Origin of the sequence: Streptomyces sp. NPDC091289 (genome assembly GCF_044757365.1) — a bacterium.
GTDB lineage: Bacteria > Actinomycetota > Actinomycetes > Streptomycetales > Streptomycetaceae > Streptomyces.
In genome coordinates this window covers 95916-110791 of sequence record NZ_JBIVUT010000030.1, presented here as the reverse complement: position 1 = coordinate 110791, position 14876 = coordinate 95916, and the positions used below count along the sequence as shown (strand labels likewise).

The following is a 14876-nucleotide window of genomic DNA, read 5'->3' as shown; positions in this document are numbered from 1 at the left end:
CCGCGCGGGGGGGGGGGGGCGGCCGGCGGGGGGGGGGGGGGGGGGGGGGGTTTTGGGGGGGGGGGGGGGGGGGGGGGGGGGGGGGGGGGGGGGGCCCCCCCCCCCCCGGCCCCTGGATACGCGCTTCGGGCTACAGGCGTACGAGGCGTTCGGTGAGGTCGCGGTAGTGCTGGAGGGCGATCCGCAGATCCTCGGTCTCCGCCCCGGTGGCCGGACCGCTCTCGCCCTTCCCCGCGCGCAGTCGCCGCCCGCGTTCCTCCAGGGCGGCCCCGAGGCCCGCGACGACCTCGTCGAAGGTGGCGTCGGCCTCCCGCACCGCCCGGTGCGGATCCTCGACGAACACGGTCACCGCCTGCTGGATCCGGACGGTGAACGCCTCCTGCTCCTCGGGGGCGAAGAGCGGACGTCCGGGGTGCGGGCCGTCCTCGGCGGGGCCCTGTGCGACGGCCGGACCCGGTTCGGCGCGTTCGGTGCGCTCGACGTGGTCCGTGCCGCCGGGCAGGGGCGTCGTTCCGTTCGATGTCCGCGTCATGATGTGCCGCTTCCCTTCACCAGGTGCCGGTTGCCGTGCTCACGCCCCGACGGGCCGTCCGCGAGGAGGGCGTCGAAGAGCCCGCGGGCCGCGATCAGGGCCTCGCGCATCTCCTCGGTGCTCGCGTCTCCGCGTCGTGCGGTGTGCACCCGTCGAGCGCCGTCGACGTGCGCGGCGTGGTGGACGGAGAGCGCGTCCGTACGCTCCTCGAAGTCCTCGCCGGCCGGGAAGCCGCGCTCGCGCGACAGATCGGCCAGCAGCGCGTCGGCTTCGGTGAGCGAGCGCTCCGGCGATTCGACGAACAACTCCTGGGCGCTCGCCCAGCGGGCGGCGTAGCCCGCGCGGGCCTCCTCGGTCAGCGGGCGCTCCTCCAGGTGCCCGTGCCGCTTCACCCGATCGCCGAGCTCCTGCTCGGCCGCCTTGGTGTCGCCGTCGTGCCGGGCGACCACGCGCTCGTACTCGGGTCCGAAGCGGCTGCGCAGTCCCCGGCCACCGGCCGGACGCCCACGAAGCAGGAAGAACGCGGCGATGGCCACCACGACGACCACGGCGATGATGATGATCGCTGTCGTCATGGCTACCGCCCCCAACGTTCATCGGCCGGTACGTAGCTCTGCTGTCGCACAGTGGTCAACCCCTTCCGGTCCGGGCCCGGCGTCAATCGCCGGGCGGTGTGCAGGAGTTCGTGTACCCCCGGATCCCGGTTCGAGGCAGCTGCCCTCCGGCGGAAGGCTCCGCGCGACGCTCTGTGTAGGGTGAAAAGAGTCGGATCGGCGGCAGGCGGAGGGACACGCGATGACGGAGCGCAAACCACCGGGAGTCACTTTCGAATCCTGGGTCGACCGACAGATCCACGAGGCGGAACAGCGCGGCGACTTCTCCGCGCTCCCCGGGTTCGGCAAGCCGATCGCCGGCCTGGAACGCCCGTACGACGAGGCCTGGTGGATCAAGCAGAAGATGCAGCGGGAGGGCGTGTCGATGCTGCCGCCCGCGCTGGCCCTCCGCAAAGAGGCGGAAGACGTCCCCGGCGCGGTCTCCGCGGCCCGCACCGAGGCCGAGGTGCGGCGCATCCTGACCGAGGTGAACGAGAAGATCGATCGGGCGATCCGGATGCCTCCCGAGGGCCCGCCGCTGCAACTGAAGCCCTTCGACGTGGACGCGACCGTACGCCGCTGGCGCGAGGAACACCGCCCGGCCTGAAGCCGACGCCGTCCCGCATAATCGCCGTATGGGATCGGACAGTGCAGGGCGACGGCGCGGACGCGCCCCACGGCGCACCGACGTGGTGGTCCGCCGGGCCGCGCCGGGCGACGCGGGCCGGCTGACCCGGCTGGTGCGCACATCACGCGCCTACGAAGGCCCGTACGCACCGATGGTCGATGGCTACCGGATCGGGCCCGACTACATCGAGGCGCACCGGGTCTTCGTCGCCGCGGACGGCGGCACGGGTCGGATCCTCGGCTTCTACGCGCTGCTCCTCGACCCGCCCGAACTGGACCTGATGTTCGTCGCCGACTCCGCCCAGGGGCTCGGCATCGGGAGGCTGCTCGCCGACCATCTGCGCGAGGAGGCCCGGAGCGCCGGCCTCACGGGCGTCCGGATCGTCTCCCACCCGCCCGCCGAGGGGTTCTACCGGAGCATCGGCGCCGAACCCGTCGGCACCGTCCGGGCCAATCCGCCGGCCGTGATGTGGGACCGCCCCGAGTTGCTGCTCCGCACCGGCTGAGCCGCGCTGTCCCGGGCACGACCGGAGCCCGGCCGCGATGCGCGGCCGGGCTCCGGGACGTGACGGGGTGCTACGGGTGGCGATCAGCCGCCGTACGGGCGGGTGATCAGCTCCATCCCATGACCGCTCGGATCGGGGAAGTACACGCCCCGCCCGCCGTCGTTGTGGTTGATCTCGCCGGGAAGCTTCTGATGGGGATCGGCGTAATAGTCGATTCCCCGCTCCTGGATCTTCGCGAACGCGGTGTCGAACTCCGCCTCCGAGATGAGGAAGGCGTAGTGCTGCGGAGTGATCGAAGCGGCGGGAATCGTCGCGAAATCCAGCGTGACGCTGTTCGCGAGAACGACCGGGATGAACGGCCCCCACTCCTCTCCGACCGTCAGGCCCAGCAGATCCGCCAGAAATTCGGCGGACTCGCGGTTGTCCCGGCAATGGACGATGGTGTGGTTCAACTCGACTGACACGGTGGAATGCCTCCAACGGGCATCTCACGGGCTACCTCCACGCCTCACCCGGCCGGTGACCGACGCGCGATGCCCTGCGGTGATCCTAAACGGACCGCGCGCACCGGTCCACGCGGTTACGCCCGTGACCGCGGGGAACCCGTGGGATCCGGCCATGAACGCGTCCGGCGAGGCGGAAGGCAGGTCACGTGACATCCAGCAGAGGCCGTCAGGAGACCCAGGAGGAGCGGGCGGACCGGCAGTGGTCCGAACTCCTCCAGGAGCTGCGCGTCGCACAGACCGGGGTGCAGGTCCTTTTCGGCTTCCTGCTCGCGGTGGTCTTCCAGTCGCGTTTCGAGGACCTGGGGAACACCGACCGGAACATCTACGTCGTGACGGTCATGCTGGGGGCGGCGACCGCCGCCGCGCTCATCGGCCCCGTGTCGTACCACCGGCTCCTCACCGGCCGTCGGATGAAGCCCGAGACGGTCATCTGGGCGTCCAGGATGACCGTTCTCGGCCTGGTGCTGCTCTTCTGCACGATGTGCTCGGCGCTCCTGCTGATCCTGCGCGTCGCCCTGCACAACCAACTGGCTCTGTGGCTGGTCGGCGCGATGGCGCTGTGGTTCCTGGCCTGCTGGTTCATCTTCCCGGTATGGGCGCTGGCCCGGGGGCGCTCCGCCCGGCGCGAGGAAGAGGAAGAGGGAGAGGAAGAGGGTGGCGAGGGAGGGGGCGGGGCCGAGTCGCCCGACCGGGGGAGTGGCGGCTCCTAGAACCCCTCAGGCCGGGCTGCGCACATCCGTCACCGCGAACAACGCGCCGTCCGGATCCCGCAGCGTCACCTCGGTGCCCCCGAAGCCGGTGCGCTCCTCGACGAGGGAGCCGCCGTGCCGTCCGGCCGCGGAGACCGTCCCCGCGAGATCCGCCACCGGGAACTGGACCTGCCAGTGCGGGCGCACCACCGGGTCGACCGCACTCTCCACGGCGCCGGAGCTGATCCGGGCCAGCGGATGTCCCTCGCACCGCACGATGACCTCGTCGCCCTCGTACGCCACATCGCAGCATCCCGGCCGCCCGCTCGCCCAGTCGAGTACCTCGCCGTAGAAGATCGCCGCGTCGAAGGCGTTGCGGGTCCGCAGCCGCAGCCAGGCGTGGGCGTGATCGGCCGGGGCCGGCGGTGAGGCGGAGGCTTCGGTGCGCTCCCAGAGGCCGAACGACGCCCCGTCCCGGTCCGACGCCAGCACCCCGCGCCCCTTGCCGAGCGTCAGCGGGCCCACCGCCACGGTCCCGCTGCGCTCGCGGACCCGGGCGGCGGCCACGTTCGCGTCCTCCACCGCGAAGTACGGCGTCCAGGCCACCGCGACCTGGTACGCCGACGAGACGGCGAAGACACCGGCCACCGGCACCTCGCCGCGGTAGGCCACGGCGTAGTCGGCCCCGAGCCGCCCGGGGCGGAACGACCAGCCCAGGACCTGGGTGTAGAACCGCTCGGCGGTCTCCAGGTTCCGGGTCATGAGGGTGACCCAGCACGGTGCGGCCGGCCCTGTCAGCGGTGCCGCCGATGGGGCCGTACGGGGGTCGCTTCCGGTCATGGGTCCACTGCCTTCTTCGGGGAGCGGCGTCCTGCCCGGCCGCTGCGGTCCAGCAACCAGCGTCGACCGGCCCGCCCGGTCCCGCAACGCGGGCCGGGGCGTCTCCGGCCCCGGCCCGCCGGACACGCCCCCGCTCACAGACCGGTGCGCGGCGGGGCGTTCGTGATGTCGAGGAAGATCTGGTCGGCCTGCGGCCACCGGTCGGCCATCGCCTGCCTGATGCGCATAGAGACCTCCTCCACCCGCTCGCTGTCGATGCCGGGGGCGAGGTCGATCCGGGCGGCCACCAGGACGGAGTCCATGCCGAGGCGCATCGTGAGGAGCTCGGCGACATTGTCGATCTCGCCCTGGCGCATCAGGAAGCCCACCAGATCGCGGCGCAGCCCGGGATCGACGGCCTCGCCGATCAGCTGGTCGCGGGCGTCCCGGCCGAGCCGGAAGGCCACGTAGACGAGCAGCAGCCCGATCCCCAGCGAGGCCGCCGCCTCCCAGACCACGCTGCCGGTGGCCAGATGCAGCGCCATGCCCGCCATCGCCAGGGTGACGCCGATGACCGCCGTGCTGTCCTCCGCGATGACGGTGCGCAGCGCCGGGTCCAGGGCCCCGCGCTTCTCGCCGCGCGCCTGGTGCAGGGCCCGGGTCAGGGAGGTGGCCTCGGCGACGAAGGCCACGCCGAGCACGATCAGCCCCGCCGTGTAGCCCTCGGGGGACTCGTGGTCGCCCCGGCGGAGGGCGGAGAGCCCTTGGTAGAACGAGAAACAGCCGCCCATCACGAAGATCCCCACCGCGGCGAGCAGCGCCCAGAAGTAGCGCTCCTTGCCGTATCCGAACGGATGACGGGCATCGGCGGGACGGCGGCTGCGCCGGAGCGCGGCGAGGAGGAAGACCTCGTTGAGGCTGTCGGCGACCGAGTGGGCGGCCTCGGACAACAGAGCGGGGGAGCCGGAGGCCAGTCCGCCCACGGTCTTGGCCGCCGCGATCACGAGGTTGGCCCCGAGCGCCACCAGGACCGTGAGACGGGTACGCCGGTCGGCGGCCGAGCCGGCCATCACAACCTCCTGAGCAGAGGGGGCCGAGGCGACGCCCCCGCGGGACGGGGCGGTCAGCTGCTCGGCCGCTCCTCGTCGGGCGGCAGCGGCCCGTTGCCGTGGTCCTTCAGCTCGTACGGAGACAGGGCGTGACCATCCTCGGGGAACTGGTCGGAGGAATGCGGGTCGTGCTGCTCGACGTGGGTGCGCCGCTCGGGCTTCTCCGGCTGGTCCTGGGGCCGGGGCGGCGGCGGCTCGGCGTCGTGCTTGCGCTTGCTGAGCATGAAGCCACCGATCAGCAGGGCGACGACGGCCAGCGCCACGATGGGCAGAACGATCCCGAGGGCCCCCGTGGTCGCCGCGAGCGGGACCTCGGCGGACACCTCGACCGCATTGACTCCATTCAGAACATCCATACAACCCGCATACCCCGGGAGGAGGGCATCAGTCAGCTATTCACATCAATTCATGTTTTATGGGTATCTCGCGGGAAACGCGTTTCAAGACCGTGGGCGAGAGCAGCTCTCCTGCCCGCCCTCCGGGAGCTGTAGACCTCTTTCGGGCGCTTCCCGTGTCGCCGTCGGCCGGATACGGGGTCAGCCTGGAGTGGTCCCGAAGGCCGGCACCCCAGCGGAAGGAACCACGGTGAACAGCACCCCCGAACAGAACGGCGAGGATCACCCGGCGGGTCGGGAGGTGGTGGTCTCGCTCAGCCGCTGCGACACCCAGGACGCGCGGACCGTGTTCGACGTGCTCGCCACCGCCTTCGCCTCGGACCACCCGATGGGCGAGACCCCCACGTCGGCCTCCGGCCCCCGCCCGACCGTCTGGGTCACCACCGTCGACGTGTCCGAACCGAGGGCGGACGCCACCCCCGCCCGCCTCACCGCACCGGTCACGGTGGACGCCCAGGGGGGCTACTGGGCCGTCGACCGGCTACGGAACCACCTCACCGGAGCCTTCGCGGTGAGCGTCGTCGGCACGGCCGCCGGGGACCAGGAGCAGGAGGTCAGGCTGCGGCTCGAGAGCCGCTGACGGCCCGGAAGGGAACACGACCGGGGTGACACCCGCCCCGCGGCGAAGCGAAAGGCGTACGCATGGATTCCCTCGCTCTCGGAGCGGACCTCGAACCGGAACCGGTCGTCGACGCGCACTCCACCGTGACGCTGCACGTCAACGGCGAGGCGACGACGCTGACCGTCGACCACCGCACCACGGTCCTGGAGACGCTGCGGGAGAGCTTCGGCCTCACCGGGGCCAAGAAGGGCTGCGACCACGGCCAGTGCGGAGCCTGCACGGTCCTCGTCGACGGGCGGCGGGTCAACAGCTGTCTGCTGCTCGCGGTCGCCCAGGACGGGGCCACGATCACGACCGTGGAAGGGCTCGCCGACGGCGAGAGCCTGCATCCGGTGCAGGAAGCGTTCGTCGAGCGGGACGCCCTCCAGTGCGGCTTCTGCACCCCGGGCCAGATCTGCTCGGCCGTGGGCATGCTCCGCGAGGCCGCCGACGGCCACCCCTCGCACGCCACCGAACCGGACAGCCCCGCCGCCGGAGCCGTCGTGCTCGACGCCGACGAGATCCGGGAACGGATGAGCGGCAACCTGTGCCGGTGCGGGGCCTACCCCCGGATCGTCGAAGCCATCGAGGACGTGATCGAGTGAAACCGTTCGGCTATGTGCGCCCCGCCTCCACCGACGAGGCCGTCCGGCTCTGCGCGGCCGGTCCCGGCGCCCGCTTCCTGGGCGGCGGCACCAATCTCGTGGACCTGATGAAGCTCGGCGTGGAGACGCCCCAGGTCCTCATCGACGTCGCCGGGCTGCCGCTCGACCGGGTGACCCGGACGGCCGGCGGCGGCCTGAGCATCGGCGCCACCGTGCGCAACAGCGACCTCGCCGCCCACCCCGACGTGACGGAGAGCTACCCCGCCCTGTCCCAGGCGCTGCTGGCCGGGGCCTCCGGCCAGCTCCGCAACAGCGCCACCACCGGCGGCAACCTGCTCCAGCGCACCCGGTGCCGCTACTTCCAGGACGTCTCCAAGCCCTGCAACAAGCGACTCCCCGGCTCCGGCTGCCCCGCGCGCGAAGGGACCCACCGCGACCTCGCGATCCTCGGGCACTCGCCGGAGTGCGTGGCCACCAACCCGTCCGACATGGCCGTGGCCCTCGCCGCCCTCGACGCGACCGTGACGCTGCTCGGCCCCGAGGGCGAACGGACCGTCCCCGTCACCGCATTCCACCGACTGCCGGGGGAGAACCCCGACCAGGACACCGTGATCAGGCCCGGCGAGCTGATCACCGAGGTGGTGCTCCCGCCGCCCGCGCCCGGGACGGCCTCCCGCTACCGCAAGGCCCGCGACCGCGCCTCGTTCGCCTTCGCGCTGGTCTCCGTCGCCGCCACGCTCCGGGTGGACGCCGGCCGCGTCGAGCACGCCACGCTCGCGTTCGGCGGCGTCGCCCACCGGCCGTGGCGGGCCCGCAGGGCCGAGGCCGAACTGCGCGGCGCCCCGGCCACGCCCGCCGTCTTCCAGCACGCCCTGATCGCCGAACTGGCCGAGGCGCGGCCGCTGCGCGACAACGCGTTCAAGGTGGACCTCGCCCGCCGGCTCGCCCTCGACGTGCTCGGCGAACTCACCACCCGGCAGCCCGCCCGGACCGGCTGAACCACTCCGGGGCACCCGCCCACGCGCCCGCGCCCTCCCGTACCACCGACCCCCGAGGACCCATCGCCATGACCACCCGAGCCCCGCAGTTCCCCGGTGCGCCCGTCGTCCGCAGAGAGGCCCGGGACAAGGTCACCGGCACCGCCCGCTACGCGGCCGACCGCACCCCCTCCGGCTGTCTGTACGCCTGGACCGTCCCGGCCACCGTCGCGGCCGGCCGCGTCACCGCGGTACGGGCCGTCGACGCCCTCGCCGTACCCGGTGTCCACGCCGTCCTCACCCACGACAACGCGCCCCGGCTCCAGGAGCCCGACGACCCGATCCTCGCCGTGCTCCAGGACGACCGGGTCCCGCATCATGGCTGGCCGATCGCCCTCGTGCTCGCCGACAGCCTCGAAGCCGCCCGCACCGGGGCCGGGGAACTCCACGTCGAGTACGAACGCGACCCGCACGACGTCACCCTCACCGAGGACCACCCCGGCCTCTACACGCCCGAGGATGCCAACGGCGGCTTCCCCGCCGTCCGGGTGCGCGGCGACGTGGAACGGGCCCTGGCCGGGGCGCGCGTCCAGATCGACGCGACGTATCGGATGGGCGCCCTGCACAACCACCCCATGGAACCGCACGGCGCCACCGCCGTCTGGGCGGACGGGCACCTCACCGTGCACGACTCCAGCCAGGGGTCGAACAAGGTGCGCGACAGCCTCGCCCAGGCGTTCGGCCTGGCCCCGGACCGGATCACCGTGGTCTCCGAGCACATCGGCGGCGGCTTCGGCTCGAAGGGCACCACCCGCCCCCAGGCGGTCCTGGCGGCGATGGCCGCCCGGCACACCGGGCGGCCGGTCAAGCTGGTGTTCCCCCGGGCCCAGCTGGCGGAGGTCGTCGGCCACCGGGCCCCCACGATCCAGCGGGTCCGGCTCGGCGCGGACCTGGACGGGGTGCTCACCGCGGTCAGCCACGAGGTCGTCACCCAGACCTCCACCGTGAAGGAGTTCGTCGAGCAGGCCGCCGTGCCCGCCCGCACCATGTACGCCTCGCCGTACAGCCGGACCGCGCACCGGGTGACCGCGCTCGACGTCCCCAGCCCCTCCTGGATGCGCGCCCCGGGCGAGGCCTCGGGGATGTACGCCCTGGAGTCCGCCATGGACGAGCTCGCCTCCGCGCTCGGCCTGGACCCCGTGGAGCTGCGGCTGCGCAACGAACCGGAGACCGAACCGGACAGCGGCCGCCCCTTCAGCAGCCGCGGCCTCACCGCCTGCCTGCGCGACGGCGCGGCGCGGTTCGGCTGGCACGACCGCGACCCCCGGCCCGCCGCCCACCAGGAGGGCCGCTGGCTCATCGGTACGGGCGTGGCCTCCGCGACGTACCCCGTCCTCGTCTCCCGGTCCACCGCGAGCGCCCACGCCGCACCGGACGGCGCCCTGCGCATCGCGGTCAACGCCACCGACATCGGCACCGGGGCCCGCACCGTGCTGGCCCAGATCGCCGCCGACGCGCTCGGCGTCGACCCCGGGGCCGTCCACGTCGACATCGGCTCGACCGACCTGCCCGCCGCCCCGCTGGCCGGCGGCTCCTCCGGCACCGCCTCCTGGGGCTGGGCCGTGCACAAGGCGGCCGCGGACCTGGCCGCCCGCCTCGCCGAACACGCCGGACCGCTGCCCGCCGGCGGGATCACCACCACCGCCGACACCGAACAGGAGACCGGCGAGGAGTCCCCGTACGCCCGGCACGCCTTCGGCGCCCACTTCGCCGAGACGGCCGTCGACGCCGTCACCGGCGAGGTGCGCGTCCGACGCCTCCTCGGCGTGTACGCCGCCGGGCGGATCCTCAACGCCCGCACCGCACGCTCCCAGTTCACCGGCGGTATGGTGATGGGCATCGGCATGGCCCTCACCGAGGGCTGCGACCTCGACCCGGCCTTCGGCGACTTCACCGCCAAGGACCTCGCCTCCTACCACGTGCCCGTCTGCGCCGACACGGCCGACATCCAGGCGCACTGGATCGAGGAGGACGACCGCCACCTCAACCCGATGGGCTCCAAGGGCATCGGCGAGATCGGGATCGTCGGCACCGCCGCCGCCATCGGGAACGCCGTCCGCCACGCCACCGGCGCCCGGCTGCGCGAACTGCCCCTCACCCCGGACGCCTTGCTGCCCTACCTGCTGTGACCGCCCTGCGACCGGACACCGCCCCCCCACCAGCACGGACGGCCCAGCTGTTGCGCGTCCGGCGGATGCGGCGCACCCTAATGAGTGACCCAGAAGTGATCAGTGCTCACGCTTCGTGTTCGGGGGTTGTTCGTACGACGGGGTGAAAGTACGACGGGGAAGCACGTGGGCCTCGTGGTGAGGAGCCTCGACGATGACCGTTCCACTCGACCGGCACTACTCGGTCGAACTGCAGGTGTCGGCAGAGCGCGTTTCCCAGCTGCGGCGGATCGTCGCCGCACACCTTCGTCACTGGAGTCTCGACCTGCACGTCCGGCCGGTGTGCCGGGCCCTGGACGAACTCCTGACCAACGTCCACCGGCATGTCGGCGACGGCAACACCTGCGTCCTCGAACTCCGCTGGACCGGACGGCACGTGACCGTGTCCGTCGCGGACAACAGCGCCCGGATGCCCCGGCTGCTGCCGGCCGGCGGCGGGCTGAGCCGGGTGATGGCCCTGAGCGACAGCTGGGGCACCTGCCGGACCACGGACGGCAAAGTGGTCTGGTTCACCCGCTACGCCGAGGCGCCGCAGCTCGCGGGACTGCTCCCGTACGCCCCGCTGCCCGGCGTCCGCACCGCCCGCCGCACCCCCCTCGCGGCGCTCGTGTAACCGCCCGGAAAGGCGGCCCGAATCCCCGGCCGACGCGGAACATGCTGCCCCCGGTACGCATGATCCGCGTCGGCCGGGTACGTGCGGGGGAGGGGAGGGCCGCGTTGCGCGGACCGGTGCGGCGCGGCACGGTCGGAGTACCCACGCAAGGAGGCCACTGCCATGCCCATCGCGACGGTCAACCCCGCGAACGGCGAACTGATCAGGTCCTTCGACGCCCTCGGCGAGGAGGAGACCGAGCGGAGGATCACCGCCGCCGCGGAGACCTTCCGCCAGTACCGCACCACCCCCTTCGAACAGCGCGCGGCCTGGCTGAACCGGGCCGCCGACCTCCTCGACGAGGACCGCGACACCATCGCCCGCACGATGACCGTCGAGATGGGCAAACCCGTCACGGCGGCCCGCGCGGAGGCGGCCAAGTGCGCGAAGGCGATGCGCTGGTACGCCGCCCACGCCGAGCGCCTGCTCGCCGACGAACACCCGGACCCCGACGACGTGAAGGACTCCGGCGCCTCCCGCGCGCTGGTCCGCTACCGCCCGCTCGGCGTGGTCCTCGCCGTGATGCCGTGGAACTTCCCGCTCTGGCAGGTGGTGCGCTTCGCCGCCCCCGCGCTGATGGCGGGCAACGTCGGACTCCTCAAGCACGCGTCGAACGTCCCGCAGACCGCCCTCTACCTGGAGGACCTCTTCCACCGGGCGGGATTCCCCGCGGGCTGCTTCCGTACGCTCCTGATCGGCTCGGGCGCCGTCGAGGCGGTCCTGCGCGACCCGCGTGTCGTCGCCGCCACCCTCACCGGCAGCGAACCGGCGGGGCGCGCCGTCGCCGCCACCGCCGGCGACGAGGTGAAGAAGACCGTGCTGGAACTCGGCGGCAGCGACCCCTACCTCGTCCTGCCGTCGGCCGACGTGGAGAAGGCCGCGGCCACCGCCGTCACCGCCCGCGTCCAGAACAACGGCCAGTCCTGCATCGCCGCCAAGCGCTTCATCGTGCACGCCGACGTCTACGACACGTTCGCCGAGCACTTCACCGCGGGCATGCGCGCCCTGACCGTCGGCGACCCGCTGGAGGACGCCACCGACATCGGCCCCCTCTCCACCGAACAGGGCCGCACCGACCTGGAGGAGCTCGTCGACGACGCCGTCGAACGGGGCGCGCGGACGCTGTGCGGCGGACGCCGCCCCGACAAGCTCGGCGGCGGCCTGGAGAACGGCTGGTTCTACGAGCCCACCGTGCTCGCCTCCATCACCACCGCCATGCGCATCCACCGAGAGGAGACCTTCGGACCGGTCGCCACCCTCTACCGGGTCGCCGACCTCGACGAGGCGATCCACCTGGCCAACGACACCCCCTTCGGCCTCAGCTCCAACGTCTGGACCCGCGACCCGGGCGAGCAGGAACGCTGCGCCCGCGACCTGGAGGCGGGCGGGGTCTTCTTCAACGGCATGACCGCCTCGCACCCCGCGCTGCCCTTCGGCGGGATCAAACGCTCCGGATACGGCCGTGAGCTGGCCGGACACGGCATCCGCGAGTTCTGCAACGCCACCACGCTCTGGTACGGCCCCGAGGCGTCCTGACGACCCACCACCGCCCGTGCGCCGTCACCCGACGAGGAGATCCGCCCCGTGAGCGACACCCGTACCGCATCCGCTCCTTCCGTCCTCCCCGACGACGAACTCGCCGCGCTCGACGCGCACTGGCGCGCGGCCAACTACCTCGCCGTCGGCCAGATCTACCTGATGGCCAACCCCCTGCTGACCCGGCCCCTCGTTCCCGAGGACATCAAGCCCCGGCTGCTCGGCCACTGGGGCACCTCTCCGGGGCTCAACCTCGTCCACACCCACCTCAACCGGGTGATCAAGGCCCGCGACCTGAGCGCCCTGTGCGTCTGGGGCCCCGGCCACGGCGGACCCGCCGTCCTCGCCAACTCCTGGCTGGAAGGCAGCTACACCGAGACCTACCCCGACGTCGGACGGGACGCCGACGGCATGGGACTGCTCTTCAAGCAGTTCTCCTTCCCCGGGGGCGTGCCCAGCCATGTCGCCCCCGAGGTCCCCGGATCCATCCACGAGGGCGGCGAACTCGGCTACGCCCTCGGCCACGCCTACGGGGCCGCCCTCGACCACCCGGACCTGCTGGTGGCCTGCGTGATCGGCGACGGCGAGGCCGAGACGGGACCGCTCGCCGCTTCCTGGCACGCAGACAAGTTCCTCGACCCGGTCCACGACGGAGCCGTCCTGCCGGTCCTCCACCTCAACGGCTACAAGATCGCCAACCCGACGGTCCTCGCCCGGATCCCCGAGGAGGAGCTCGACCACCTGCTGCGCGGTTACGGGCACGACCCCCTGTATGTCACCGGCGACGACCCGGCCGCCGTCCACCGGGCGCTCGCCACCGCCCTGGACACCGCCCTGGACCGCATCGGCGCGTACCAGCGGGCGGCCCGCGAGGACGGCGCGACCGAACGCCCCCGCTGGCCCATGATCGTGCTGCGCACCCCCAAGGGCTGGACCGGACCCGAAGAGGTCGACGGACTGCCCGTCGAGAACACCTGGCGCTCCCACCAGGTCCCGCTCTCCGGCGTCCGCGACCACCCGGAGCACCTGCGGCAGCTGGAAGCCTGGCTGCGCTCCTACCGGCCCGCCGAACTCTTCGACGCCGAGGGCCGCCCCACCGAACAGGTCCTCGCCTGTGTGCCCGAGGGCGAGGCCCGGCTCGGCTCCACCCCGTACGCCAACGGCGGGCTGCTCCTGCGCGACCTCCCGCTGCCCGACCCGGCGGACCACGCCGTACGGGTCGACAGGCCCGGCACCACGCTCCACGAGCCCACCAAGGTGCTCGGCGACCTGCTGGAGAGCGTCATGGCCGCCACCGCCGGCCGCAGGGACTTCCGGGTGGTCGGCCCCGACGAGACCGCCTCCAACCGGCTGGACGCCCTCTACCGGGCCACCGGCAAGGCCTGGCAGGCCGAGACCCTGCCCACCGACGAACACCTCGCCCACGACGGCCGGGTGATGGAGGTGCTCTCCGAACACCTCTGCCAGGGCTGGCTGGAGGGCTACCTCCTCACCGGACGGCACGGGCTCTTCTCCAGCTACGAGGCGTTCGCCCACATCGTCGACTCCATGGTCAACCAGCACATCAAATGGCTGCGCACCTCGCGTCGGCTGCCCTGGCGGCGGCCCATCGCCTCGCTCAACTACCTGCTCACCTCGCACGTCTGGCGCCAGGACCACAACGGCTTCTCGCACCAGGACCCCGGCTTCGTCGACCACATCCTCAACAAGAGCCCCGAGGCCGTCCGCGTCTACCTCCCGCCGGACACCAATACCCTGCTCGCGGTCGCCGACCACGTGCTGCGCAGCCGCGACTACGTCAACGTCATCGTCGCCGGGAAGCAGCCGACCTTCGACTGGCTCACCCCCGAGGAGGCCCGCGCCCACTGCGCGCGCGGGGCCGGAGCCTGGGCATGGGCCGGGACCGAGGACGGCGGCCGGGAACCGGACGTGGTCCTCGCCTGCGCCGGGGACGTACCCACCCAGGAGACGCTGGCCGCCGCCGACCTGATCCGCCGCCATCTGCCGGAGCTGGCGCTGCGTGTGGTCAACGTCGTCGACATCGCCCGCCTGATGCCCGACTCGGAGCACCCGCACGGCATGCCGGACTCCGAGTACGACGCCCTGTTCACCCGCGACCGGCCGGTGATCTTCGCGTACCACGGCTATCCGTGGCTGATCCACCGGCTCGCCTACCGCCGGACCGGCCACGCCCACCTCCATGTGCGCGGCTACAAGGAGGAGGGCACCACGACCACCCCGTTCGACATGGTCGTCCGCAACGATCTCGACCGCTACCGACTGGTCATGGACGTCATCGACCGGGTGCCGGGGCTCGGCGTCCGCGCCGTCGCCGTACGCCAGGAAATGGCGGACATCCGCACCCGCCACCACGCCTGGATCCGCGAGCACGGCACGGACCTGCCGGAGGTCGTGGACTGGACGTGGGGCGGCTGACGCGGGCGTTCACCGGCCCTCCGGCCCTCCGGAACGGCCGATGCGCGATCATGGGCGGCGAACCT

Annotated in this window: 16 protein-coding genes and 1 pseudogene; 11 read left to right on the top strand and 6 right to left on the bottom strand. The window is 72.8% G+C overall.

What is annotated here, in order from left to right:
* Positions 1-130: 130 nt before the first annotated feature.
* Together ACIQPT_RS32745 and ACIQPT_RS32740 are read right to left on the bottom strand one after the other, a co-directional pair.
* Positions 131-532, bottom strand: a complete 402-nt coding sequence (locus ACIQPT_RS32745) for a hypothetical protein (RefSeq protein ID WP_401161262.1) — start codon at positions 530-532, stop codon at positions 131-133.
* Complete coding sequence (locus ACIQPT_RS32740; protein ID WP_401161260.1) at positions 529-1107, bottom strand: hypothetical protein; 579 nt, start codon at positions 1105-1107, stop codon at positions 529-531. Before ACIQPT_RS32740 ends, ACIQPT_RS32745 begins: the two co-directional genes overlap by 4 nt.
* A 220-nt stretch (positions 1108-1327) precedes the next feature.
* Between ACIQPT_RS32740 and ACIQPT_RS32735 the strand changes: the two genes are divergently transcribed.
* Positions 1328-1732, top strand: a complete 405-nt coding sequence (locus tag ACIQPT_RS32735) for a DUF1992 domain-containing protein (RefSeq protein WP_401161258.1) — start codon at positions 1328-1330, stop codon at positions 1730-1732.
* 28 nt (positions 1733-1760) lie between these two features.
* Positions 1761-2258, top strand: coding sequence for a GNAT family N-acetyltransferase (locus ACIQPT_RS32730; protein WP_401161257.1), 498 nt, complete (start codon positions 1761-1763; stop codon positions 2256-2258).
* A gap of 83 nt (positions 2259-2341) precedes the next feature.
* Here the strand turns inward: ACIQPT_RS32730 and ACIQPT_RS32725 are convergent, their stop codons facing one another.
* Positions 2342-2722, bottom strand: coding sequence for a VOC family protein (locus ACIQPT_RS32725; RefSeq protein WP_401161255.1), 381 nt, complete (start codon positions 2720-2722; stop codon positions 2342-2344).
* A 188-nt stretch (positions 2723-2910) separates the two neighbouring features.
* On the opposite strand from ACIQPT_RS32725, the gene ACIQPT_RS32720 reads away from it, so the two are divergent.
* Positions 2911-3474, top strand: coding sequence for a DUF6328 family protein (locus tag ACIQPT_RS32720; RefSeq protein WP_401161252.1), 564 nt, complete (start codon positions 2911-2913; stop codon positions 3472-3474).
* 6 nt (positions 3475-3480) lie between these two features.
* On the opposite strand, the gene ACIQPT_RS32715 is transcribed toward ACIQPT_RS32720, so the two are convergent.
* The 3 genes from ACIQPT_RS32715 to ACIQPT_RS32705 all read right to left on the bottom strand — a co-directional run bounded on the left by ACIQPT_RS32715 (position 3481) and on the right by ACIQPT_RS32705 (position 5737).
* Positions 3481-4293, bottom strand: coding sequence for a VOC family protein (locus ACIQPT_RS32715; RefSeq protein WP_401161250.1), 813 nt, complete (start codon positions 4291-4293; stop codon positions 3481-3483).
* Positions 4294-4427: 134 nt separating this feature from the next.
* Positions 4428-5342, bottom strand: a complete 915-nt coding sequence (locus ACIQPT_RS32710) for a cation diffusion facilitator family transporter (RefSeq protein ID WP_401161249.1) — start codon at positions 5340-5342, stop codon at positions 4428-4430.
* Between the two features lie 53 nt (positions 5343-5395).
* A complete protein-coding gene (locus ACIQPT_RS32705; RefSeq protein ID WP_401161247.1) occupies positions 5396-5737 on the bottom strand; it encodes a DUF6479 family protein in 342 nt (113 codons plus the stop codon).
* 229 nt (positions 5738-5966) lie between these two features.
* Between ACIQPT_RS32705 and ACIQPT_RS32700 the strand changes: the two genes are divergently transcribed.
* The 8 genes and pseudogenes from ACIQPT_RS32700 to ACIQPT_RS32665 all read left to right on the top strand — a co-directional run bounded on the left by ACIQPT_RS32700 (position 5967) and on the right by ACIQPT_RS32665 (position 14811).
* The gene (locus ACIQPT_RS32700; protein WP_401161245.1) at positions 5967-6356 is read left to right on the top strand and encodes a hypothetical protein; all 390 of its coding nucleotides are present in this window, start codon (positions 5967-5969) and stop codon (positions 6354-6356) included.
* Positions 6357-6418: 62 nt separating this feature from the next.
* Entirely contained in the window at positions 6419-6982 is a 564-nt protein-coding gene (locus tag ACIQPT_RS32695; protein ID WP_401161244.1) for a (2Fe-2S)-binding protein, read from the top strand.
* Positions 6979-7980: an FAD binding domain-containing protein gene (locus ACIQPT_RS32690; RefSeq protein WP_401161242.1), complete on the top strand. Its 1002-nt coding sequence runs from the start codon at positions 6979-6981 to the stop codon at positions 7978-7980. The genes ACIQPT_RS32695 and ACIQPT_RS32690 overlap by 4 nt, the downstream gene beginning before the upstream one ends.
* A 68-nt stretch (positions 7981-8048) precedes the next feature.
* Positions 8049-9167 (top strand): annotated as a pseudogene (locus ACIQPT_RS32685) (xanthine dehydrogenase family protein molybdopterin-binding subunit); the annotation flags it as partial.
* On the top strand, positions 9159-10148 hold the full coding sequence (locus ACIQPT_RS32680; protein WP_401161269.1) for a xanthine dehydrogenase family protein molybdopterin-binding subunit: 990 nt from the start codon (positions 9159-9161) through the stop codon (positions 10146-10148). The pseudogene ACIQPT_RS32685 and the gene ACIQPT_RS32680, both read left to right, overlap by 9 nt.
* Positions 10149-10341: 193 nt before the next feature.
* Positions 10342-10800, top strand: coding sequence for an ATP-binding protein (locus ACIQPT_RS32675; RefSeq protein ID WP_401161240.1), 459 nt, complete (start codon positions 10342-10344; stop codon positions 10798-10800).
* Positions 10801-10962: 162 nt separating this feature from the next.
* A complete protein-coding gene (locus ACIQPT_RS32670) occupies positions 10963-12375 on the top strand; it encodes an NADP-dependent succinic semialdehyde dehydrogenase (protein ID WP_401161238.1) in 1413 nt (470 codons plus the stop codon).
* A gap of 48 nt (positions 12376-12423) precedes the next feature.
* The gene (locus ACIQPT_RS32665; protein ID WP_401161236.1) at positions 12424-14811 is read left to right on the top strand and encodes a phosphoketolase; all 2388 of its coding nucleotides are present in this window, start codon (positions 12424-12426) and stop codon (positions 14809-14811) included.
* Positions 14812-14876: the final 65 nt, after the last annotated feature.